Annotated in this window: 20 protein-coding genes and 1 other annotated feature; of the genes, 6 read left to right on the top strand and 14 right to left on the bottom strand. The window is 37.8% G+C overall.

What is annotated here, in order from left to right:
• Positions 1-2 precede the first annotated feature (2 nt).
• From opp3C to ACFPYN_RS01245, 3 genes are all read right to left on the bottom strand, one after another.
• Entirely contained in the window at positions 3-1,022 is a 1,020-nt protein-coding gene (gene opp3C / locus ACFPYN_RS01255) for an oligopeptide ABC transporter permease (protein ID WP_377732069.1), read from the bottom strand.
• Positions 1,022-1,954, bottom strand: coding sequence for an oligopeptide ABC transporter permease (opp3b, locus tag ACFPYN_RS01250; protein ID WP_377732068.1), 933 nt, complete (start codon positions 1,952-1,954; stop codon positions 1,022-1,024). Before opp3b ends, opp3C begins: the two co-directional genes overlap by 1 nt.
• A 197-nt stretch (positions 1,955-2,151) precedes the next feature.
• Positions 2,152-3,864: a peptide ABC transporter substrate-binding protein gene (locus ACFPYN_RS01245; protein ID WP_377732067.1), complete on the bottom strand. Its 1,713-nt coding sequence runs from the start codon at positions 3,862-3,864 to the stop codon at positions 2,152-2,154.
• A 243-nt stretch (positions 3,865-4,107) separates the two neighbouring features.
• Here ACFPYN_RS01245 and ACFPYN_RS01240 point away from each other — a divergent pair, with 243 nt between their 5' ends.
• The gene (locus tag ACFPYN_RS01240) at positions 4,108-4,455 is read left to right on the top strand and encodes a DUF3899 domain-containing protein (protein ID WP_377732066.1); all 348 of its coding nucleotides are present in this window, start codon (positions 4,108-4,110) and stop codon (positions 4,453-4,455) included.
• A gap of 56 nt (positions 4,456-4,511) precedes the next feature.
• Positions 4,512-4,734, top strand: a binding site (T-box leader).
• Positions 4,735-4,778: 44 nt separating this feature from the next.
• Positions 4,779-5,765, top strand: a complete 987-nt coding sequence (trpS, locus tag ACFPYN_RS01235) for a tryptophan--tRNA ligase (protein ID WP_377732065.1) — start codon at positions 4,779-4,781, stop codon at positions 5,763-5,765.
• A 356-nt stretch (positions 5,766-6,121) separates the two neighbouring features.
• Here trpS and ACFPYN_RS01230 read toward each other — a convergent pair whose 3' ends face one another.
• From ACFPYN_RS01230 to ACFPYN_RS01200, 7 genes are all read right to left on the bottom strand, one after another.
• Positions 6,122-7,945 carry an oligopeptide ABC transporter substrate-binding protein gene (locus tag ACFPYN_RS01230; protein WP_377732064.1) on the bottom strand — a complete coding sequence of 608 codons (1,824 nt, stop codon included), beginning with the start codon at positions 7,943-7,945 and terminating at the stop codon, positions 6,122-6,124.
• A 74-nt stretch (positions 7,946-8,019) separates the two neighbouring features.
• The gene (locus ACFPYN_RS01225; RefSeq protein WP_377732063.1) at positions 8,020-8,931 is read right to left on the bottom strand and encodes an ABC transporter permease; all 912 of its coding nucleotides are present in this window, start codon (positions 8,929-8,931) and stop codon (positions 8,020-8,022) included.
• 31 nt (positions 8,932-8,962) lie between these two features.
• Entirely contained in the window at positions 8,963-9,925 is a 963-nt protein-coding gene (gene opp4B / locus ACFPYN_RS01220; RefSeq protein ID WP_377732062.1) for an oligopeptide ABC transporter permease, read from the bottom strand.
• A 1-nt stretch (position 9,926) separates the two neighbouring features.
• Positions 9,927-10,874: an ABC transporter ATP-binding protein gene (locus ACFPYN_RS01215; RefSeq protein ID WP_377732061.1), complete on the bottom strand. Its 948-nt coding sequence runs from the start codon at positions 10,872-10,874 to the stop codon at positions 9,927-9,929.
• Positions 10,871-11,884, bottom strand: coding sequence for an ABC transporter ATP-binding protein (locus ACFPYN_RS01210; RefSeq protein WP_377732060.1), 1,014 nt, complete (start codon positions 11,882-11,884; stop codon positions 10,871-10,873). Before ACFPYN_RS01210 ends, ACFPYN_RS01215 begins: the two co-directional genes overlap by 4 nt.
• 1,177 nt (positions 11,885-13,061) lie before the next feature.
• Positions 13,062-14,297 carry a beta-ketoacyl-ACP synthase II gene (gene fabF / locus ACFPYN_RS01205; protein ID WP_377732059.1) on the bottom strand — a complete coding sequence of 412 codons (1,236 nt, stop codon included), beginning with the start codon at positions 14,295-14,297 and terminating at the stop codon, positions 13,062-13,064.
• A 92-nt stretch (positions 14,298-14,389) separates the two neighbouring features.
• On the bottom strand, positions 14,390-15,325 hold the full coding sequence (locus tag ACFPYN_RS01200) for a beta-ketoacyl-ACP synthase III (protein ID WP_377732058.1): 936 nt from the start codon (positions 15,323-15,325) through the stop codon (positions 14,390-14,392).
• Between the two features lie 190 nt (positions 15,326-15,515).
• On the opposite strand from ACFPYN_RS01200, the gene ACFPYN_RS01195 reads away from it, so the two are divergent.
• Positions 15,516-15,704 carry a YjzD family protein gene (locus ACFPYN_RS01195; RefSeq protein WP_377732057.1) on the top strand — a complete coding sequence of 63 codons (189 nt, stop codon included), beginning with the start codon at positions 15,516-15,518 and terminating at the stop codon, positions 15,702-15,704.
• A gap of 48 nt (positions 15,705-15,752) precedes the next feature.
• Here ACFPYN_RS01195 and ACFPYN_RS01190 read toward each other — a convergent pair whose 3' ends face one another.
• From ACFPYN_RS01190 to ACFPYN_RS01180, 3 genes are all read right to left on the bottom strand, one after another.
• On the bottom strand, positions 15,753-17,870 hold the full coding sequence (locus ACFPYN_RS01190; protein ID WP_377732056.1) for an ATP-dependent Clp protease ATP-binding subunit: 2,118 nt from the start codon (positions 17,868-17,870) through the stop codon (positions 15,753-15,755).
• A gap of 280 nt (positions 17,871-18,150) precedes the next feature.
• A complete protein-coding gene (locus ACFPYN_RS01185; protein WP_024535294.1) occupies positions 18,151-18,459 on the bottom strand; it encodes a metal-sulfur cluster assembly factor in 309 nt (102 codons plus the stop codon).
• A gap of 50 nt (positions 18,460-18,509) precedes the next feature.
• On the bottom strand, positions 18,510-19,283 hold the full coding sequence (locus ACFPYN_RS01180; RefSeq protein ID WP_377732055.1) for a prolyl oligopeptidase family serine peptidase: 774 nt from the start codon (positions 19,281-19,283) through the stop codon (positions 18,510-18,512).
• Between the two features lie 137 nt (positions 19,284-19,420).
• Here ACFPYN_RS01180 and ACFPYN_RS01175 point away from each other — a divergent pair, with 137 nt between their 5' ends.
• From ACFPYN_RS01175 to ACFPYN_RS01165, 3 genes are read left to right on the top strand one after another with little or no spacing between them, the layout of a single operon-like run.
• Positions 19,421-20,227: a Cof-type HAD-IIB family hydrolase gene (locus tag ACFPYN_RS01175; protein WP_377732054.1), complete on the top strand. Its 807-nt coding sequence runs from the start codon at positions 19,421-19,423 to the stop codon at positions 20,225-20,227.
• A gap of 28 nt (positions 20,228-20,255) precedes the next feature.
• Positions 20,256-21,110, top strand: a complete 855-nt coding sequence (locus tag ACFPYN_RS01170; protein ID WP_377732053.1) for a DegV family protein — start codon at positions 20,256-20,258, stop codon at positions 21,108-21,110.
• 18 nt (positions 21,111-21,128) lie between these two features.
• The gene (locus ACFPYN_RS01165) at positions 21,129-22,457 is read left to right on the top strand and encodes a CoA-disulfide reductase (RefSeq protein WP_377732052.1); all 1,329 of its coding nucleotides are present in this window, start codon (positions 21,129-21,131) and stop codon (positions 22,455-22,457) included.
• Positions 22,458-22,595: 138 nt separating this feature from the next.
• Here ACFPYN_RS01165 and ACFPYN_RS01160 read toward each other — a convergent pair whose 3' ends face one another.
• Positions 22,596-24,047, bottom strand: coding sequence for an alpha-amylase family glycosyl hydrolase (locus ACFPYN_RS01160; RefSeq protein ID WP_377732051.1), 1,452 nt, complete (start codon positions 24,045-24,047; stop codon positions 22,596-22,598).
• Positions 24,048-24,077: the final 30 nt, after the last annotated feature.

The raw sequence follows: 24,077 nt of genomic DNA, 5'->3' as shown, positions 1-24,077 counted from the left end.
TCTTAATCTTTCATTTTCGGATCAAGTGCATCACGCAATCCATCACCAAGTAAGTTAAATGCAATCATCAGTAAGCTTATTACTAATGATGGGAACAACAGGATATGTGGTTGGAATTGCATCAATTTGTATCCATCATTAATTAACGTTCCAAGTGAAGCTGCTGGTGGTTGTAAACCAAGACCGATAAAGCTTAAGAACGCCTCGAAGAAAATAGCACCTGGAATTGTAAACATCGTATTAATAATGATAATCGCCAGAATATTAGGAAGTAAATGTTTACCAATAATACGGTTGTTGCTTGCACCTAATGTGCGAGCTGCTAACACGAATTCTTGATTTTTATACTTAAGTACTTGTCCACGCACGATACGAGACATTCCGATCCAACCGGTTAACGTAATGGCAATAATTATGGCCATAATACCTGGATCCATTACTAATATCATTAAAATTACGACAACTAAGTTCGGTATACCATACAAAATTTCGACAATACGTTGCATAATGTCATCTACACGACCACCATAATACGCCGAAACACCACCGTATATGACACCTATAACCATATCAATTGCTGCCGCTACGAAAGCGATGAATAATGAGATTTGTGTACCTTCCCACAAACGCGAGAACAAATCGCGGCCTAAACCGTCAGTACCAAACCAATAATACGTATCTACTTTTTTCATTTCATATAAGTTAACTTCTTTACCACCAAGCGTTCCTACTCCATCTAAGAATCCTAGATTCTCAAAACCTTGTACTTTTGGCGGTAAGTTTGCATGAGTAATCGTTTGTGTATCAGCTTCATGAGGACTTAAAAACGGCCCAACAAATGCCATAATAATGATTAAAACCAAAATAACCATACTGACGATTGCTGCCTTATTTTTTCGAATTCGTAACCAAGCATCTTGCCAGAAGCTCATACTAGGTTTAGAAATTTTTTCTGCCTGACTGCTATCAATAGTAACTCTTTTAAAAGACTCAATAGGTAACTTATCAAGATTCTGTGTCATTAACTATTACCTCCTGATAAACGGATACGTGGGTCAATTACTCCGTAAAGAATATCGACTAATAAAATTACAAATACCAAGAACACAGAGAAGAACAATGTTGTACCCATAATGATAGAGAAGTCGTTTACCATGATGGCTTTAACGAATTGCTCACCGATGCCTGGAATTGCAAAGATCTGCTCAATTACAAGTGAACCTGTTAGTAGACCTGCTGCTAATGGTCCCATAACTGTAACCAAAGGAATTAACGCATTACGGAATGCATGTTTAAATGCAACTTCAAATCCAGTAGCGCCTTTTGATCTGGCTAATGTTATGTAATCTGAACTTAATACTTCAATCATTTCAGTACGAATAAAACGTGAAGCAGTTGCAAGTGGTCCCATCGCTAATGCAAGTGATGGTAGAATACTAGACTTCCATCCGTCATTCCATAGAGCAACAGGAAGAACTCCCCATTTTACTGCAAACCAATATTGTAAAAATGAAGCAAAAACGAAAGATGGGATGGAAATTCCGAGAATGGCGATAAAAGTACTACCGTAATCCCAAATGGAATTTTGCCTTAAAGCTGCAATCATTCCTAGCATTATTCCAATTGATACACCAAGAATTAAGCCTTGTGCACCTAATATAAAGGATGGGCCTAAACGGTTAAGAATTAAATCCGTTACACTTGCACCTTTAAATTGGAATGAATTTCCTAAATCTCCTTGCGCTAAGTTCAACATATATTTTCCGTATTGAACTGGGAGTGGTTGATCTAGACCATACTTTGCCTCTACTACCGCAAGTTGATTAGGGGTAAGTTTCGAAGCGGAGCTTATAGGGGAACCTGGTAGCGTTTTCATTAAGAAAAATGTTGCTGTCGCGATCAGGAAAAGAGTTATAAACATATAAAATACGCGTTTTACAATATACTTAGCCATCATTGCACCTCCTAAATGAATGTATACGTCTATCAATCTATTATATCTAAACAGATTAACCTAATGTTTGTCAAAATCAAAGTTTGAAAAGAAGGAATTTTTCGTTAATTGCATCTCATTTAAAAAGAGAGTATATGGTCCTTTTGGAGTCCATATACTCTCTTACTATGAGATTTTAAATCATTGAAAGTAATAGATTATTTAGCGTCTTTACCTTCGATGTAAGCCCATTTGTAGCTGTAATCTCCACCGAATGAGTGAGAAACAACACCCTTAACATATGGTTTTACAAGTGACATAGTACCACGTTGATAGATTGGTCCAATAGCGAAATCTTCTGCAATAAGAAGTTTTTCAGCTTGTGCCATTGCGTCATAACGAGCAGCAGGATCCATAGCTAATTCGCCAGCTGATGCATTTACTAACTCATCAAATTTAGGATTTGAATATGCCATGTGATTATTTTGACCATCAGTCAAGAACAAGTTCATGAATGTGTAAGGATCTTGGAAATCTGGTCCCCATCCAGCAACTTCAATATCATAGTCTCCAGCAGTATCAAGATCTAAACGAACATTAAATGGTACTTCTTTAAGTGTAATTGTTAGTCCTTCAAGGTTACCCTCTAATTGAGATTTGAAGTACTCATCCATTTTTTTAGAAAGGTCAGAGTCTCCACCTAGAATTTCTAAAGTTACTTCAGTAACACCTAGCTCAGATAAACCTTTTTCCCATGCAGCTTTTGCTTCTTCAGCATTGAATTCAGACATTTCGCCGTTGATTTCACGGAAGTCTTCTCCAGCTTCATTGAAAGCGAATGCTTTTGGTACTAAGTAGTTAGCTGGTACAGAACCATTAGCTAAAACTACATCTACTAAATCTTGTTTGTTGAAAGCTTTTGTAATTGCTTCACGAATATTAACGTTTGCAAGTGGTGTAGCTTTACCGTTACGTTGTTGGTTGTATTTAAAATAGAATAACGTTGTTTCTAATTCTGTTACTAAATCAGGATCAGCTGCATATTGCATTGCATATTCCCCAGGAAGACCAGTACGATCTTTTTCTCCAGTTGTGTACAAGTTAACTGCAGTAGCTGTTTCTTTTACTACGTCATAGTTAATTTCAGTAAGTTTTACAGTTTCTGCATCCCAGTACTGATCATTTTTAACTAACTGCCAAGATAAGCCCGTTCCATCCCAAGCTTTAAGAACGAAAGGTCCGTTAGAAATTAGGTTATCTGAGTTTGTAGCATATTCAGCACCTTTTTCAGTAACGAAAGCTTCATTTTGTGGTAAGAAAGTTCCGAAAGACATAAGAGACAAGAAGTAAGGTACTTGTTTTTCTAATGTTACTTCAAGAGTTTTTTCGTCAATTGCTTTAACACCTAACTCAGTGTATTCAGCTTTTGCTTCAGAAATTGCTGTTGCGTTTTTGATTACGCCACCCATCATGTATGGACCGTATTCAGATGCAGTTGCAGGATTCATCGCACGTTTCCAAGCGAATTCAAAATCTCCAGCAGTTACAGGTGTTCCGTCAGACCATTTTGAATCACGGATTGTGAAAGTATAAACTAAACCGTCTTCAGAAACTGTAGGCTCGCCTTCAGCGATTGCAGGGATTGCTACATTTTCATCATTCAAACGGTATAAGCCTTCGTTAACATTGTTTAAAAGGTCAAAACCAACTGAATCTGTTGTTAGTGCAGAATCCATTGTTGGAATTTCAGCACCCATTACTAGATTAAGAATTTGATCCTCATCTACTTCTTCTGGTTCAGTTGCAACTGGATCTTTTTCATCCGTCTTGCCACTATCTTTCTCTGTTGCTTCGTCTTCGCCACAAGCAGCTAAGAATACGCTAAGTACTAACATTAGGCTTAACAGCCAAAAAAACTTGTTCTTCTTCACTAAGTTGACCCCCTTGAATTTTCTGAAAAATTGGTACAATCTTTATTATACATATTCTAAAAAATCTGTACAGGCTTTTTTTTAATATTTTTTACACTTACGTAACAGAAACATTACAATTATATGACAGAAACGTTGGGGTAAAAGGCTTTTCTATTAATTGTGAATATTTAATTCGTTTACCGAAATTTTGATTTTTTCTGTCTTTTCTTCTACAATGTGAAAAGGATTGAGGTGTTACAAGTGAAAAAGAAAGTGCTAATATTTTTATTTTTGCAAATAGTGATTGTTGCAGTTATGTTTCTGTATTACCGAGAATTGGGTTTAACTCCTTATATTAATGTGTCATTTTTTGTCGGAGGATTGTTCGTTTTTATTGGCTTACTAATTTATGTAGTATCAAATGGTTTTTTCGATATTTTTACAATGAGTATGAGAAAAGTTTTTACATTCAAAAGAAGAAACCTAGTCGATGCAGAATCAATGAGAGCTCCTTCGGAATTATTAGATTTCCCATATGTCCCATTCTTCCAACTAGGTGGGTCCATTTTACTTTGTATGACCATCGCATTGATTATTTATTTCGTATAGAAAAAACACTTGATTTTTGAGTTTCTTCTATATTATAATGACAAGCAAAATACAGTCTAAATGCAAAGACGAAGAGTAGTACATTTGAACGGGTAGTTTAGAGAGTCTGTGAATGCTGAAAACAGATCTTCCCGTCGAGTAGAATGGACTTCCGAGCATATTCCGCGAACCTTTTATAGGTGTAGCCTAATACGTCCCTTCACGTTACGAAGTTAAAGAGGCCATGAAACTATGGCAATCTGGGTGGTACCACGGATTCACACATCATTCGTCCCTTTACTAGGGAGAGTGATGTGTTTTTTTATTTTAAAGGAGGAAATTGAATGAAGAAAATTTTTTCAGGCGTACAGCCTACTGGAACCGTAACACTAGGTAATTATATTGGAGCGTTCCGTCAATTCACCACATTGCAAGACGAATATGATTGTATTTTTTGTATCGTTGATCAGCATGCCATTACAATTCCACAAGATCGACTAGAACTTCGTAAAAATATCCGCTCTTTAGCAGCCCTTTACTTAGCTGTAGGGATAGATCCTAAGAAAGCCACCTTGTTTATCCAATCTGAAGTTCCTGCGCATGCTCAGGCTGGATGGATGATGCAGTGTATTGCTTATATTGGGGAACTTGAACGCATGACTCAATTTAAAGATAAATCTTCTGGTAAGGACGGTGTTTCTGCATCCCTGCTTACTTACCCACCACTTATGGCTGCGGATATCATTCTTTACCAAACGGATATTGTACCTGTAGGGGATGACCAAAAACAACATGTTGAATTAACACGGGACTTAGCAGAACGTTTTAATAGACGGTATAACGATGTATTGACGATTCCTGAAATTCGCTTACCCAAAAACGGTGCTCGCATCAAAGCTCTTCAGGATCCACTGAAAAAAATGAGTAAATCAGATCCAAATAAAAAATCCACGATTTCTTTATTAGATACGCCAAAAGAAATCGAGAAAAAAATAAAAAGTGCAGTAACAGATTCAGATGGAATCGTTGCGTATGATGTAGACAATAAACCAGGCGTTTCTAATTTACTAACAATTGAAGCTGCACTCACTGGAGAGTCCATTGAAGCATTAGTTGCGAAGTATAAAGGCGTAGGTTACGGAGATTTTAAAGCATCCGTTGCACATGCAGTAATCGAACACTTAAAGCCCATCCAAGAACGGTATGAAGCATTGTTAGCTTCAGAAGAGTTAGATACCATTTTGGATGAGGGTGCTCTTAAAGCACAAGCAGTAGCGTCAAAAACGCTTAAAAAAATGGAGAACGCGATGGGCTTGGGTAGAAAACGATAAATGTTAAGACAAAAAACGAACTAAGAAATATGGCAAAATCGGGTGTCTGGAATATAAATGTCCAGACGCTTTTCCATGTATAGCCAAGCGATAAATAGTTTAAGTACAATAGAATTTGTAACAGACTCATGACAATGAATATGTAACTGATTGTAAACAGTAGCCATTTTATCAATACAAGCACCCTTTTACACTACTATATGAAGCAAGCCTTATAAGTACGTCAAGTTAGTCCCATTTTCTTTTATTCATGGAAAATTACTTCACTAGAATACTCTTTTAAAATCATCCAATGTCAACATAAAAAACCCGTATTTATAGTTTCCTATAAATACGGGTTTTTATTTTATTTCGAATTATTTAGAAGATTTAGCAGGATCTTCAGAAATTAATTCAACTTGGTTCCAATTAAAGTCACCAGCGTAATCGATATCGTAATTTTTTACGCTTTTATTAATCGGGCGTAATTCTAAACGAGTTTGTGTTGGAATGATTGGTGCATTTTCAGACATATATTCTTGCCATTCACGGAATTTACCTGCACGGTATTCAGCATCAAAAGCTTCTGGAGAGTCGATAGCAGCTAACAGCTCTTCTAACTTCTCAGAAGTGTAACGGCTGAAGTTATATTGTGCAGTTTTTGAGTAAAGACCTGATGGAGATGGGTTAGTTCCTGTACCCCATGCTGCCATAAACATATCTACTTCAGGATCATCAGCTTCAATTTTATCGTAGAAGCTATTGAATTCAATTGTACGACCTGTTGCAAGTGTTACATTTAAGCCCACATCTTTCCAGTTTTGCATGTAGAATGATGCGATGTCTTCAGCAGTATCACTACCAGACATTGTAGCGAATTTAATTTCAAGTGGTTTACCATCTTTGTTTTCACGAAGCCCGTCACCATCAACGTCCTCATATCCAGCTTCATCCAAAATTGAATTAGCTTTTTCTACGTCATATGTGTAACCTTCTAATGAATCGTCGTAGAATGATTGGAATACTGGTGGAATCAGTGATGTAGCACGTGCACGTAAGTTGTTGTAATATACTTCTGAAACTTGTTCAACGTCGATTGCATAGCCCATTGCTTGACGAAGATTTACATCGCTCATCTTAGCATTTGGATCCATTGCAACTTCTTCTTTTTCTACATCATATTTCCCAAGTTTAAAACCAAGGTATTGGTAGTAAAGTTCATTACGACCAAGAACTGTGATGTTATCAAAATCTTTAATTTCTAAATACTTGTCCGTGCTAAAAGTGTTAGCAGTCATATGATATTCCCCTGTTTGTAATGCAACAGAGATTGAAGTTGAAGGAACTGTTTTTAATAATACGCCATCAAGTTTTGGAGCACCTTTCCAGTAGTTTTCGTTTTTCACGAATTGTACTGATTCACCTGGTACGATTTTTTCAAATTTGAATGCACCTAAAGTCACGATGTTTTTACGTACTGCATCTGACTCAAGTAAATCTGCAACTGGAAGATCTTTTAAAATATGGCTCGGTTCAGCAGAAGTCCAGATTCCATCACCACCACTGAAAATAGCTGGAGATAATTTAGTAAATGAAATTTCTAAAGTCTTTTCATCCACTTTCTTTAAACCTGAGATTGTATCAGCTTTTCCATCATGGTATTCAACAGCACCTATGATGTTTTGGAAATCAGCATCATAACGTACTCCTGTGTAGTCTTTATGACCGATAATTAAGTAAGGTTGTACTAAGTCTTCAATTTTAAGCGGTTCACCATCAGACCATTTAACGCCGTCTTTGATAGTAATTGTTACTTTATTATTATCTTGATCAACTTCCATACCAGCGATTCCATCGTTAGTTAATAAGAAGTCACCATCTGTTTCAAAAATTGTATTACTAGCAAAGTCCATAATATCTGCATCATATGCATCTTCATATAGAACTGTTGAGAAAATCCCTTGGAAAGGTGAGTCATTTACTAGAGCTACTTTTAAAGTACCTCCTTCAATTACTTCTCCCTCATTTTCAACATTTAAAGGGAAGCTTCCAGTATCTACTACTTCTTCATTTTTTTCTTCTTCTTTATCTTTTGCTGGTGAATCTTTTCCATCTGTCGAGTCGCCTTCACCGTTACATGCACCAAGTACAAGTACGAAAGCTAAAAGTAATGCTAATAATGTCCAAAGCTTTTTGTTCATTCCTTTTCCTCCTTTTTTTATCTCTTGTTCTATATATCAAACGTAAAACGTTTAATACCACTATTAATTAGGTGTTACCCTAAGCGTTGCTTCGCATCAGCAGATCGACGAATAGCTTGACCCACATAGTTTATTCCTAACATTAAGAAAAGAATTAGCAGCGAGGCTGGTAACCAAATCCACCATTTATCAGATAACACAAGTGGATTATTTGCATAACTTACGAGTGTCCCTAAACTTGGTGTAGATGGAGGTAATCCGAATCCTAAGAACGACAGACCCGTTTCAATTCCAACATTTCCCGCAAAATTTAACGTTAGTTCCACAATTAAGATGGAGCTTAGATTTGGCATCATTTTTGCAAAAATGATGTTTCCATCACTCGTACCCATTGTTTTCGAAGAGTTAATATAGTCCCTCCGACTTTCAGAGAGTGCTTTGCTTCGAATCAAACGCGCTGTACCTGGCCATGCGAATACAGTGACAATCAAAATGAAAATAGGAATATTATATTTTGGTACGATGGTTACAAAGACGATAATAATCATTAAAGCTGGAATCGTAATGAAGAAATCGATGATTCGCATAAAAATGTTATCTATCCAGCCACCAAAATAACCTGTAGTCAAACCAATCATGATACCAATGATGCCTGATAGCAAAGTAACCGCCATGGCAATCGCAATTGAATTACGTGCTCCGATTATCAGTTGGCCTAAAATATCTCGACCACCTTGGTCAGCACCTAACAAGAACTTGTCTCCAGGTTCTGCAAATTTATCGCGTAAACTAACGCGCATCATTTCTTGTTGATCTATAAACAGGGACCAAAAGAAAATCCCGACAATCACAACTACTAATGCGATAAGGGAAAACATCGCAAGTTTATCTTTTTTAAATTCACGCATGATCACTTGAAATCCAGTAGGCGGAGAGCTTTCTGGATGTTCAGATTGAATCACTACATTATCTGTCTGCTCTTTCATGTGAGTACACTCTCCTTAACCATTATTTTCGTCAATCTATCCTAATTCGTGGATCTACAATGCTCATAATAATGTCGGATAATAGACTGCCTAATAATGTTAAGAATCCGTACAGCATAACCAAAGCAGTAATTACACTATAATCACGTCCAGAAATGGATTGAATGAATAATTGTCCCATTCCAGGATAGCCGAAAATGGTTTCAATAAAGATGGATCCGCCAAGCAAACCAGTGATAGTAAACCCTAGGAATGCAGCGATTGGCAATAAAGAATTCCGGAAAATATGTCGTGAATACACTTTATTTAAGGGAATCCCTTTACTACGTGCAGTACGAACATAATCTTGGGACTTTGCATCTATTACTTCTGTACGTAAATATTGAATGACACCGGTCGTTCCAAGAATGGCATACGTAATGGCTGGTAATAGAAGATGATAAAATTTACTCCAAATATAACCTAAGGAACCATTTTCATATTTAATATCAACCGTTCCACCTGTTGGGAACCATTGCAGCTTGTATCCGAAAAGGTACAAGAAAATAAGGGATAAAACGAATACTGGAATGGCATAACTAATGAAACTATATAGAACAACCGTTTTATCTAAAAATGTATTCTGGTAGCGCCCTGCAAGTACGCCTAATGGAATCGCAATTAAATACAGTAAAAGAACACTCACTAATGATAACCACAATGTATTAAGAGCTCGATCTCCAATTAGGTCAGCAACTGCAACTTTATACGTATAACTTTTACCAAAATCACCTTGAACAGCATTCATCATCCATGTGGCATATTGTTGATACCAAGGGTCATAGAAACCTGCTTGTTCGCGCAATTCTTCTATACGTGAAGGATCCGTATCAGGAGTTACCATTCCTGTAAAAGGATCTCCAGGCATAAATTTCGCCATCACGAAGATTAATAGACTTAACGCTAGTAATTGTGGAATCATCATCAATATGCGACGAATTATTGTTTTCCACATATTATTTAACCCCCTCTTTGATTTCCGACATAGCTACTTCATGCGTATCAGAAATTGCTTGAAGGTCATAGACGCGACCGTTTGCATCAAAGTATTGATGATTATCAAGTTGGTAATTGTTCTCTACGGTAATTCGTTCTACTTTCCGTTCGACTCTACTTGAAGGCTCGATGGTAGGAATTGCTGATAATAATCTTTTTGTGTAAATATGCTGAGGCGTTTGATAAATATCTTTCTTCGACCCAGACTCTACAAATCTTCCTTTATACATGATGGACACATGGTCACACATATGTTTCACTACTCCAAGATCATGCGATATAAATAAATAGCTCAATCCCAATTCATCTTGAATATCTTTCAAGAAATTTAAAACCTGTGCTTGTACCGATAAGTCAAGCGCTGAAACTGGCTCATCCGCAATAATGAGCTTTGGGTTAGTTGCAATCGCTCGTGCAATACCAATTCGCTGCTTTTGGCCACCAGAGAATTCATGAGGGTATTTCACTTTTGCATCTTCTGGCATACCGACGATAGCTAATAATTCATTAATTTTCCGCTTTTCTTCTGAATCAGAGAGATTTAAAAAATTCCGGATAGGTTCCGCCAAAATATCTTGCACGCGTTTGCGCGGATTTAAACTTGAGTGTGCATCTTGGAAAATCATTTGAATATCACGATTATATGGTGAGTTACGTTGGCGACGTTGATTGGTCACATCTTTTCCTTCGTAAATGATTTTACCGGATGTTATTTTCTCAAGGCCGATAATGGCTTTGCCTGTTGTGGATTTACCACAACCAGATTCGCCTACCAAGCCATATGTTTTGCCTTTTTCGAATTCCATATTGATGCCGTCAACAGCATGAACATGGTCAACGATTGTATTAAAGAAGCCGCCACGAATGGGATAGTGAACGCGCAAATCTTTTATTTCCATAAAACTCATGTCAAGCTTCCCCCTTCTTCACCTTCAAAGTGAAAGTGGTTCCAGCAGGTACATCGAACAAAATGTCCTGGTGCTATTTCGTGAAGTTGTGGTTTTGTTTCGTGTGCCTCTTGTGGAATCCAAGGAATTCGCGGGGCAAATCGACAACCCTCGCGTGGTAAATTAACTAATGACGGGACTAAACCTTGAATGACTTCTAATTTCTCGTTATCACTATGTGTTTGTGGAATTGAGTTTAATAAAGATCTAGTGTAAGGATGTATAGGATTATTGAATAACTCTTCAACTGGAGCTTCTTCTATGATTTGTCCTGCATACATAACAGCTACTCGATCGGCTACTTCTGCTACTACACCTAAGTCATGAGTAATCAAGATAATGCCAGATTCAGTTTCAGCCTGTAAATCTTTTAGTAAATCTAATATTTGAGCCTGAATTGTTACATCTAGAGCTGTAGTTGGTTCGTCTGCAATGATGATAGAAGGCTTACACGATATGGCAATGGCGATAATAACACGTTGACGCATACCACCTGATAATTGATGTGGAAATTGTTTCACTACTCTTTTTGGATTTGGAATTCCAACTTGATTAATAAGTTCAATTACACGATTTAGTCTTTCGGCTTTTGAAAGCTTTGTGTGATAGATTAAACTTTCTTCAATTTGATCACCAATACGCATTAATGGATTTAAAGCTGATAAAGGATCTTGAAAGATCATGCCAATTTCGTTGCCGCGTACCTTGTTTAGTTTTTCATCTGTCAATTTTGCTAGATCAAGACCTTTAAACTGTATTTCACCAGTTATTTTAGTGTTATTTGGATCATGTAGGCCAATAATGGAAGTTGCTAACGAACTTTTACCGCACCCTGATTCTCCAACAATCGCTAAAATTTCATTCTTTTTTAAATGAATGGAGACTCCATCCACTGCATTAAAATATGTATCTTTCACACGAAACCCAGTATGTAAATCATTAATTCTTAAAAGATCCTGCGTTATGTTCAAAGCCATACTCCTCTCAAGTAAATACTAAGATGTCGTCAAACTTATATTCTTTCCAAAATTTCAATTTTTCTGTTAATTGTGCACCTAGTTGTAAATTCTATTACAGAATTATTACAATCGCAACAACTATTTTGATTATTTCCTGTTTTTACTTTATTTTGAAATAAAATAGATTCTTAAAATTCAGTTATATCAAGCTTTTTTTAGCGTTCTCACAAATAAGTTTTTTGAAATAATATTGACAATTCTCTATTTTTTTAATGTATCTCGTCATTTTTTGAAATATTACAGTGAAGGTTAGTAGAGGGGTGAAAAGCAATTGAGAAATCGGAAGTTGTTTGTCATATCGTGACTAACCACTTCTCTACCACGTCTCAAAAGAATTAGGCAAGATAACCCCACGGGGCTCGTTAAAGAAATCTAATTAAAGAATTCCTGTTGACGCAAAGAGGTTTTCAGTGCGCTTCGGACGCATTCTTTGCTGCACTATAATCTAGGTAACAAAGAGTGGGGCTTGTGACTTCGTCACTCGCCCCACTCTATTTTTTCCGATCATTCTGCGTCGGGGATACGTCCTTCTCTCCCTGAAAACCTGGAAGCTCACAGTTAAGATCGTCTGGTTTATTTGAGAATTGATATTATCTATAAGTAGATATTCGACCGAAGATGATATTTCGGTCTCCTTCTTCTTACTTTATTTCAGACCATTCTTTAAAGTCGGCAGTGACACTCACTATAAAGAAATAATAAACGGTGGGAGACGTAGACACAATTGCCCCTCAAATTGTGGATCTCATCAACCCGCACAAATATGGAGGGATTCCTACGTCGATGGCGATTTTTCCTACGTGACGGACGTTTTTTCCTACGTCATCACTCTTTTTTCCTACGTGAACCTCGATTTTTACAACTGAGCCATCGCTCAGCAATTATATGTGAAAATAAATGCCAAATGGGGCTGCTCGCTTTGCTCCACAGCCTTTTCTGTGGTTGTGAGGGGCCACTTTGGATGGAAGAAATGACGTTTTCAGACGTCGATGGCGATTTTTCAGACGTGAAGCCTGTTTTTTCAGACGTCATCTTCTTTTTTTCAGACGTCAACCCCAAAAAGTCAGACTGAGCAACCGCTGAGTCTGACTCAAAAAAAAAACCTCCTCAAATGAGGAGGTTTTTGATCTTACACTTTTTTGAACAATAGTGACGCATTATGACCGCCAAAGCCTAAAGAATTACTCATTGCGTAAGTAATCTCTTGGTTACGTGCAGCATTCGCAACATAATCCAAGTCACAAATCGGATCAGGGTTTTCCAAATTCATTGTTGGTGGCAAAATACTTTCATGTAAAGCTAATGCTGTGAAAATAGCTTCAATTCCACCAGCTGCTCCAAGTAGATGTCCCGTCATTGATTTTGTTGAACTCATCGCAAGTTTGTATGCATGTTCACCAAATACTGATTTAACTGCCATTGTTTCGAATTGATCATTGTATGGCGTACTTGTACCATGAGCATTAATATAATCCACCTCAGAAGGATCAACTCCACCATCTGCAAGTGCTTGTTTCATTGCTCTAGCTGCTCCTTCGCCTTCAGGTGCTGGTGCTGTAATATGATGTGCATCACCTGTTGAACCATAGCCAATTAATTCAGCATAGATTTTTGCTCCACGAGCTATTGCATGTTCGTATTCTTCCAAAATAACAATTCCTGAGCCTTCACCAATTACAAAACCATCACGTTTTGCATCAAATGGACGTGAAGCAGTTTTAATATCTTGGTTTAGCGTAAGTGCTGTATTCGAACAGAAGCCAGCCACTGACATATTCGTTATAGGTGCTTCCGCTCCACCAGAAATCATAACATCCGCTTCGCCTCGTTCAATTACTTTAAACGCATCACCTATCGAGTTAGTCCCTGATGCACAAGCTGTTACTGTACAAGAGTTCATTGCTTTTGCTCCAAAATGAATGGACACTTGGCCCGCTGCCATATCCGGAATCATCATCGGAACGAAGAAAGGGCTCACCCGGCGATAGCCACGGTCAAGGAATGTTCGGAACTGTGCTTCATACGTTTCCATTCCACCGATACCAGATCCAATCCATACACCTGTGCGAAGACCAAGTTCTGGTGTAATTTCTAAGTTTGCATCCTTAACAGCCATAATCGAAGCAGCTAAAGCGAAATGTGTAAAGCGGTCCATTTTACGTGCTTCTTTACGTTCAATATACGTTTCAATATCAAAGTCTTTAACTTCTGCTGCTACTTTCGCAGGGAAATCATCTGGATTCACACGCGTCAAAGGACCAATACCAGATCTGCCTTCTTTAATACCAGCCCAAGTCGATTCGATATTATTACCAAGCGGTGTTACCGCTCCTATTCCTGTTATTACTACACGACGCTTTGTCATGATGAGTTTCTCCCCTTTATGTGAAAACTTAACTTAAATATTTTTTTAACGATGTTCATCCATCCAACGATGTAACCTATGTTAAGAAGATTTTATTTCCCCATTTTTAAGCAAATGGCACCCCAAGTTAATCCGCCACCAAATCCAACAAGCACAACTACATCATCATCTTTCACTTTCCCAGCCAATACTTCTTCTTTCAAAGCAATCGGAATAGATGCTGCAGAGGTATTACCAAACTGCTTAATTGTAGTAGACATTTTTTCTTCAGGTAATCCAAGTCGTATTCTTGAAGACTCCATAATTCGAATATTAGCTTGGTGTGGCACTAGGAAATCCACTTCTTCTTTCGATAAACCAGCTTTAGCGATTACATTTTCAGCAGAGTCACCCATTTGACGTACTGCAAATTTATATACTTCTCGTCCATTCATTTCTAGGAAAGGTCCATTTTGAGTTAAATGTTTTCCACCCGAACCGTCAGCACCTAATTCAAATGATAAAATACCGCGTCCTTCTGAAACTTCACCGACAATTGCCGCTCCAGCTCCATCTCCGAATAATACAGCCGTATTCCGGTCTTCAAAGTTCGTGATTTTTGTTAGTTTTTCCACACCGACCACTAAAACATATGGGTATGTGCCTGATTCAACAAATTGTTTCGCCGTAATAACCCCATACATAAACCCAGCACATGCAGCTGAAATATCCATTGCAGCTGCATTTGTTGCTCCGAGTTTTTCTTGTATCATGGTAGATACACTTGGAAATGGTTGATCAGGTGTCACGGTCGCGACTAAAATTAAACCGATTTGATGAGCTTCAATACCAGAGTCTGCTAATGCTTCTTTTGCTGCTTCATACGCCATATCTGAAGTATTAACATCATCGTCCGCATATCTTCGCTCTTCTATACCTGTGCGTGTACGAATCCATTCATCTGTTGTATCCATTATTTTCTCTAAGTCAAAGTTCGTAACCACTCGCTCTGGTACATATCTACCTAAACCGATTATTCCAACATTCATGAGACACCCTCATTTCCTTTATTATCTTATATTAGTACCTGGTAATAATAATAACGAATTTTCGTTGATATTTCAATACATCGCCATGAATTTGCCAAACTTCTACAGAGAAAGCTAAAAGATTCTTTGTCCAAACAAAGTCATATGGTATGATGATAAAAGTAAATAGTATGTCTTGAGGTGAAATTACATGAAATATATTTTTACATTGATTTGGTCATTTCTACTTGTTACGATGCTGAACTACGTAGTAGCTTCAGTACAAGATGTACCTTTTGATTTCCTATTAGGTGCAATTTTATCAGTTGGATTTGCAGTAGTTATTTTCATTATTGCAGCAATTATTCCAAACGATCCAGTAGTTACAGAACATCATTAATAAAAAACGGTTCACTGAAGTTATTACTTCAGTGAACCGTTTTTTTATTTATATCAGATTAACGTTAACTTCACCGTTGGAAACGGAAACTTCAACCGTACTTCCTGGGTTTAACTCTCCACCTAACAAAGCTTTTGCAACCGCAGTTTCCACATGTCGCTGGATAAAACGACGTAAAGGTCGAGCACCAAATGCCACATCGGTACCTTCAAGAACTACCCAGTCAATTAACTGTGGTGTGAAAGTAATGTTAATTTCCTGTTCTTTTAGTCTGTTAGCCAATTGCACTAAATATTTCTCTGTAATTGCATGGAAGTGTGACTCGTTTAACGAATGAAATAAGACGATTTCATCCATACGGTTCAATAATTCAGGTTTGAAATGTGAGCGCAGGGCAGACATTACTAATGATTCTGCTTGATCTCCACCTTCAAGTAAATATTGAGAACCTATATTTGATGTCAAAATCACCACGGTATTAGAGAAGTTGACAACACGACCTTGACTATCTGTTATTCGCCCATCATCTAACAGTTGAAGTAAAATATTTGCGACATCCGGGTGAGCTTTTTCAATTTCATCCAGCAATACCACTGAATATGGATTACGTCGTACCATTTCTGTCAGTTGGCCACCTTCTTCGTAGCCAATGTATCCTGGAGGTGCTCCAATAAGTCGAGAAACACTATGCTTTTCCATATATTCAGACATGTCAATTCGAATGAAATGGTCTTCTGAATCAAATAAATTGGCAGCTAATGCTTTTGCAAGTTCTGTTTTACCCACACCTGTAGGTCCAAGGAATAAGAAAGAACCAATCGGTTTGGATGGATCTTTAATACCTGCACGCGCTCTCCATACCGCTTCCGTTACAAATTGAACCGCTTGATCTTGACCTACTACTCTTTCTTGTAATGTTTCTTTTAAGCGCAGAAGCTTGTCTCGTTCTCCTTCAACAAGTTTCGTCACAGGAATTCCTGTCCAGCGAGATACAATCGATGCTATTTCTTCTGAAGTTACTTCTTCACGAAGCAAGCGATGTTCTGAAGTCGCTTCAAGTTTCTCTTCAAGAATGACAATTTCTTTCTCGAGTGTCGGGATCTTGCCATATCGCAATTCCCCTGCTGTTTTATAGTCTGAACTATTTTCAGCGATTTCCGCATCACGACGATACGTGTCTAAGATTTCACGCTTTTGTTGAATATGATGAAGCGATTCTTTTTCAGTCGTCCACTGATTCCGCATCGACTCAGTAGAAGATTTCAATGCTTCAAGTTCTTTACGTAAATTAGATAGACGCTGTTGACTTGCTTGATCTTTTTCTTTCATTAGTGCTTGTTCTTCAATTTCAAGTTGCATCATCCGGCGTGTCACTTCATCAAGTTCTTGTGGCATTGAATCAATTTCAGTACGAATCATGGCACACGCTTCATCGACTAAATCGATTGCCTTGTCTGGTAGAAAACGTTCAGTTAAATAGCGATCAGACAATTGTGCGGCAGCGACGATGGCACGATCATGAATACGTACTGCATGATGCAATTCAAAACGCTCTTTTAATCCGCGTAAAATGGATACTGTATCTTCAACTGTAGGTTCGCGTACTAAAACTTGTTGAAAGCGTCGTTCTAATGCTTTGTCTTTTTCGATATTTAGACGGTACTCATCAAGTGTGGTTGCACCTATACAATGCAACTCACCTCTCGCCAACATCGGTTTTAACATATTCCCTGCATCCATTGCGCCTTCAGTTTTCCCTGCCCCGACAATGGTATGAATTTCATCAATGAAAAGAATAATTCGCCCTTCACTTTCTTTTACTTCTTTTAACACACCTTGTAAGCGCTCTTCAAATTCTCCTCGGTATTTTGCACCAGCAATAAGAGAAGCCATATCTAATTCATAAATATCACGCTCTTTTAATCCTTCTGGTACGTCTTTACGGACGATTCGCTGAGCTAACCCTTCCACAATGGCCGTTTTACCCACACCAGGTTCTCCAATAAGGACCGGATTGTTTTTTGTTTTTCTTGAAAGAATTCGAATGACATGACGTATTTCTTGATCACGACCAATAACTGGGTCCATCTTGCCTTTTCTAGCTAATTCTACTAAGTTTCGTCCGTATAATTCTAGGGGGCTTTTCTGTTCTTGTTGTTGCTGCATTTTCATGACACTCCTTTGTTTGACCTTTTCTGACCTTTGATTTTATTATACGATTTTCCCATGATTTCTGTAAAGAAAATGAACTTGATCTATGGGCATCAGGCTTGAAGTTGGCTTTATTCGGCTTCACAGTTGGTTTGTTCGACTTCATCCTGGTTTTATTCCGCTTCACTCTAGTTTTATTCCTTCGCGCACTATTTAATCGGTTTCACCCATTTTTTCCCACAAAAAAATGCTCCACTCACTGTTAGGTATCACAGTAAGTGGAGCATTATACGTTTTATCTTACACCTAGTGCCATTTTTGCGTAGCGAGACATATTGTCTTTAGACCAACCTGGTGTCCAAACAATCTTGACATCGACTTCTTTTACTTCTGGTAATTCATATAAAGAAGTTTTGACCATATCTACAATCATTGGTCCCATTGGGCATCCAAGAGAAGTTAAAGTCATCGTTACTACTGCAAAACCGTCTTCTGTCAATTCGACATCATAGACAAGTCCAAGGTTTACTATATCAATACCTAGCTCTGGGTCAATCACGTTTTCTAATGCACCCATCATGCTATCGCGCATATCTTGATCCATGTTCATACCCCTTTCTAACTTACATCTATGTCTATCATAACAAATGGTTCTTATTCAGACAAATAGTGAGCAACGAAATCGGTCGCTGCAAGCATCCCTTTTCTTGAAACGGCATGACTCGCCGTTTTGTCGGTCATAAATTGGAAGCGTTGTGGATCATGAGCGTACGATTTTTTAAGTGCATTAAAAAAGTTAAACGTCGGTTCATATGGAACTACATTATCTTGCATACCGTGCCAGAAAAATATTGGCCGACCATTTAATGTGCTGGGATTCAAGGTAATATCAAATTTGCTTAACGTCTCAAACATTTGTTTACGCTCAATATCAGATATAGGCAACTTAAAACCTCGTGATTCAAATTGAGACATTTGTGCTTTGGCTAATTGCACATATCCTGGAGAACCCATCATAACAGCAGCTGTATCAATCCAAGGGTATACGTTTAAACTACCTAACGTTATGATTCCACCCATTGAAGTACCAGCAAGACCAATCTTAGTATGGTCCACAACTAAATTTCTATTAATGAGTTCATTTCTCAGAATATCTATTTCTTCAATGGATGTTAAAATCGTTTCCCAAAAGCGTAAAGATAATTGCACTTCGTCTAAAGGTTCTTGTCGTTCCCCATGTAAATGGGCATCTGGCAATAAAACACGAAACCCTTTTTCAGCTAATTGATAAGCATAGTGTAGATTATGCTCTTTTGCACTCGTAAAACCGTGAAGAAAAATCACGACTGGTACTTGTATATGTTTTTCGGATTCTTTGTATACATGTAAGAGTGGAATATGTGCCCACCGCTCATTTTCAACGTTCATGCTTCCACTTCCTTTGCGTTTTCTCTTTATTATCCTAGCAAAACAAATGACAAAGTTCAAAATTGAGGTTACCTTTTTTTGACTAATGGTTGGTTGTAAAGATACACTTTACTTTAGTAAGAAAGGAGTTAACCAATATGCAACCTCATTTAATCGTTTTAGATTTAGATGGTACCTTATTAACAGATGAAAAAGTCATTTCTGAAAAGACTTTACATACGCTTTTTAAAGCCCGAGAGCAAGGTCATGAAATCATGATTGCTACTGGACGACCATATCGTGCTAGCGAAGTGTATTACCACCAATTAAAATTGCAAACACCTATCGTGAATTTTAATGGTGCTTTTGTTCATCATCCAACGGACAGCACTTGGAAGTCAATTCATGAGCCGATAGATCTTAGAGTTGTAAATGAAGTCATTGATGCCCTTCATGACTATAAGTTTTATAACATTATTGCCGAAGTGATGGATGATGTGTATCTGCATTACCACGATGAAAAATTACTGGATATTTTCAGCTTTGGAAAACCACATGTAACGACAGGAGATATTCGCAATTATTTAAAAACCGATCCCACTAGTTTGCTAATTCATGCAAATGAAGCGGATGTGCCCTCAATTCGTCAGCATCTTCACGATGTCCATGCTGAAGTCATAGATCATAGACGTTGGGGCGCACCTTGGCATGTTATCGAAATTGTGCGAAGCGGTCTCAATAAAGCAGTTGGACTAGCTCACGTGTCGAAACACTTAAATATTCCACAACAAAATATTATTGCGTTTGGTGATGAAGATAATGATTTGGAAATGATTGAATACGCTGGAACTGGTGTCGCAATGGGCAATGCTATTTCACAACTTAAAAACATCGCCAATGAAGTAACTTCTTCAAATAACGAAGATGGTATTGCAGAATTCTTACAAGAACGATTAAACTTATAGAAATAGAAGATACCCGGGGGGGATAAAGATGAGAATATTTGCGGACAGTGCCTGCGATTTACCGAAATCTTATTATGAAAAAAATCCAGTTACATTGATTCCATTACGTGTTCACATTGACGAAACTGAATACTTGGATGTCATGACGATTGATTCGACACAAGTTTATGCTGAAATTCGACAAGGCAAACAACCAAAAACTTCTCAAGCTTCACCAGAGCAATTTTTGACGCTTTTTGAAGAACTGGCACATTCAGGAGAAGAAGGTCTCTATATCGCTTTCTCGTCTGAACTATCTGGAACGCATAATACAGCGGTCATGATTCGTGATCAAGTAAAAGAAGACTTTCCAAATCTCAACCTAACCATTATTGATTCAAAATGTGCCTCACTTGGTTATGGATTACTAGTGAAGGAGGCTGTGCGTTTACAAAAACTTGCTGAACCTGTAGAGCGAATCGCGGAGATCATCCGTTTCAAAGCTACACATATGGAACATTTGTTTACAGTGGAAGATCTAGATTATATGGCTCGCGGTGGACGTGTTTCGAAGACCAGTGCGATTATCGGGGGATTATTAAATATTAAGCCACTACTTCACGTCGAAAACGGCAAGCTTGTGCCCATTGAGAAGTTAAGAGGTCGTAAAAAAGTAATGAAACGCATTCTTGAAATCATGGAAGAACGTGGTGAAAGACTTCATGAACAAACCATCGCAATCAGTCATGGGGATGATGAGGCATTTGCACTTGAAATGAAAGGGATGATTGAAGACACATTCCATCCCAAACAAATTGAAATTCATATGATCGGCTCCGTAATTGGTGCCCATGTTGGACCTGGAACATTAGGTGTGTATTTTTCGAATCAATTACAGCCATAAGAAATGGAGAGTTTGCTCATGAAAAAGATTGTTATCGTTGGAGCTGTTGCTGGAGGCGCTACAGTCGCTTCCCAGATTCGCTATTATGATAAGGACGCACAAATTGTCATCTTTGACCAAGACGAGACGATGTCGTATGCAGCTTGTGGAATGCCTTATGTTATCGGTGGTGAGATTACAGACAGCAGTTCGCTTCTTGCTGCCACACCTGAAGAATTTAAAAAAGAAAAAAATATTGATGTTCGTTTGAAACATCGAGTCATTAGCATCAATCGAGAGCTCAAAGTGGTTGAAGTATTAAATTTAGACACACAACAATCCTTTGAAGAATCATATGATGTATTGATTTTATCTCCTGGAGGAACGCCAATTATTCCGAAAACACCAGGGTTAGAGAGCTCGAACATGTTCACATTGCGAAATTTCAATGATATGGAGAAAATTAAACATTATATCAAAACGGAACAACCAAAAAGCTGTGTCATTGTGGGTGCAGGATTCATTGGTTTAGAGATGGCAGAAAATCTCGTGAATCTGGGTTTGAACGTATCCATCGTCGAGAAATCGCAACAGGTAATGAACATAATGGATGTCGATAGCTCGGCTCTAGTTGAAAAGGAATTACTCGCTCATGGAGTGAAGCTTTTTAAAGGGAATTTCATTACCAAAGCAAACGGTCAACATCTTGATCTCGACTTAGGAGAAAAAATACAAGCTGATTTTATTTTAATGAGTGTTGGTGTCTCTCCAAGTACCGAACTTGCAGAAAAAGCACAATTAGCAATTGGTGAAACTCGTGGAATTGTCACAAACGAATATTTGCAAACAAATGATCTGTCAATTTATGCAATTGGTGATGCTGCAGAGAACATCGATTTTATTACTGGTGATGCTAAACGCGTTCCTTTAGCTTGGCCTGCACATCGACAAGCTTATATTGTTGCTCGTCATATTACAGGTGACAATATACCATTTAAAGGTTTACTTGGTACCTCTATTTGTAAAGTGTTTACGCAATCCGTCGCAACAACAGGGTTAAATGAAAAAACATTAACTGATCGTCATATGAATTTTAAAAGTCTTACACAAAAATCAAATTCGAATGCCGGTTATTATCCGGATCATGAGAAAATATTCTTGAAAATTCATTATGATGCTGCGACTCGTAAAGTATTAGGAGCCCAAGTAGTCGGTGGTAAAGGCGTTGACAAACGGATTGACGTTTTATCCACTGCGATTTATGCAGGTCTTACAATGGATGATTTACAAGCATTAGAATTAGCGTATGCTCCGCCCTATTCAACACCAAAAGATCCGGTGAATATGGCTGGATACAAAGCAAAATAAAATCGCTTGAGACCTTAAAAGGTCTCAAGCGATTTTTTCTGTTGTATAGACGGTAGTTTTGGTGGTCTATGAGCGGATTTTTGTCGACTATTGGCGAATCACGTCTAAATACCACTTATTTCCATCTAAATCAATTCATTATTTCAACTCTTCTTCACGTTTCTTTTGTTTTCCTTTTCTCCACACTAAATAGATAAAAACTAAGAACAGGATATAGGAAAGACCTAAAGCTATCATATATGCCTTGTTGAATCCTTTTTTGTCATTGACCGTATAAAACTCCGCAATTTCTCGATTTAATACAAGTTTGTAATTGCCATCATCTTTTTGTCTTAATACATCGCTTTCAAATAAGCCTTGAAGTTCTTTATTATCGCCTATTACTTCTCTCGATAAATTAAAGCTTTGTGTCCCCCCGGTATTGTTTATGGCAACAATCCAAGATTCATCTTCATTTGATCGTTTATAAATCATCAATCCATCTTCATTATGCAACATTTCCATAGAACCAGTACGTAGAGCAGCTGAGCCATTCCGAAGCTTTTGAACATCACCAATAAATTCAATTAATTCTTCGTCTGTTCTAAAATCCATGATTTGATGAGATTCAGGTGGTTGTTCCCCATTTACTGCAATCTCAGAACCATAAGTCATTAACGGCACTCCAGGAATGGAAAGTAAAGTAGCCATTGCCATTTTCAAACGCGTAGGTGGAAACATATTTGCTTCTGCCGCGTCCGCTGTAAAACGTCGAGAATTGATAGAGTCGACTTGCTGTATAAATGGTTTCTCTTGAGATGACTCCGCAATTCCAGCTGTTTCATTATCGACAGTTTTAAATGCATTTCGATACAATTCTTCTTGCTCATTCGAAACTTTAGCATCAAATTCCGCTTCACTTGGTTCGTTACTTAAGATATATAGGTCTTCATTTTCTTCTTTTAGTGCTGTAATCATTGTATTTAAAAATTCCGTGTCAACTTCATCAATAGCCGTAATTCGTAGACCATCTACTTTGTATGTTTGCACAAATGTTAAAGCTGCTGTAAGGATAGCTTGTTGTGCATCTTTATTCGTTAGATCCCATGAAATGGTGCCGTCTGCATTTTCCACTATCCAAGATTCATTGCCGGCGATTGACGCAAGCACATGGTTTGAACTTACATTTTGTATAGGAAAATCGACAATAACAGTCATTTTCTTTTGATGAATTTTGTCGATTAATGTCTTTAATTCTTTTGATGTTCCAAAATGTCGCTCTAACTTCCCATAATCCATTACACGTTTTCCATCATATGTTTCAGTTGAAAACACTGGTCCTAACGATACCAAGGAAAATCCTAGCTTTTCAATATGATCAAGTTTTTCGACCACACCCGTAAAATCTCCACCTGCAAAAGCTTCTGGTGTTCGTGTATCCACTTCAAAATCATTTTCAATCGTTTTATTATAGTATCGATCGACTAATAAATCATAAATACTTTCATCTTCTATCGTATCTTTCGTTGCGGCATATGTAGTTAACGGTGAAATCAAACTAACCAGTAGGGACAAAACAATAGTCGTCCGTATCCAAATATCTCTCTTCACGTGAGGTCCTCCTCTTACGAATCTTCATTC

The organism is Paenisporosarcina macmurdoensis, from assembly GCF_042658845.1.
In the GTDB taxonomy this organism is placed as follows: domain Bacteria; phylum Bacillota; class Bacilli; order Bacillales_A; family Planococcaceae; genus Paenisporosarcina; species Paenisporosarcina macmurdoensis.
This window is presented reverse-complemented; position numbering and strand designations above follow the sequence as displayed.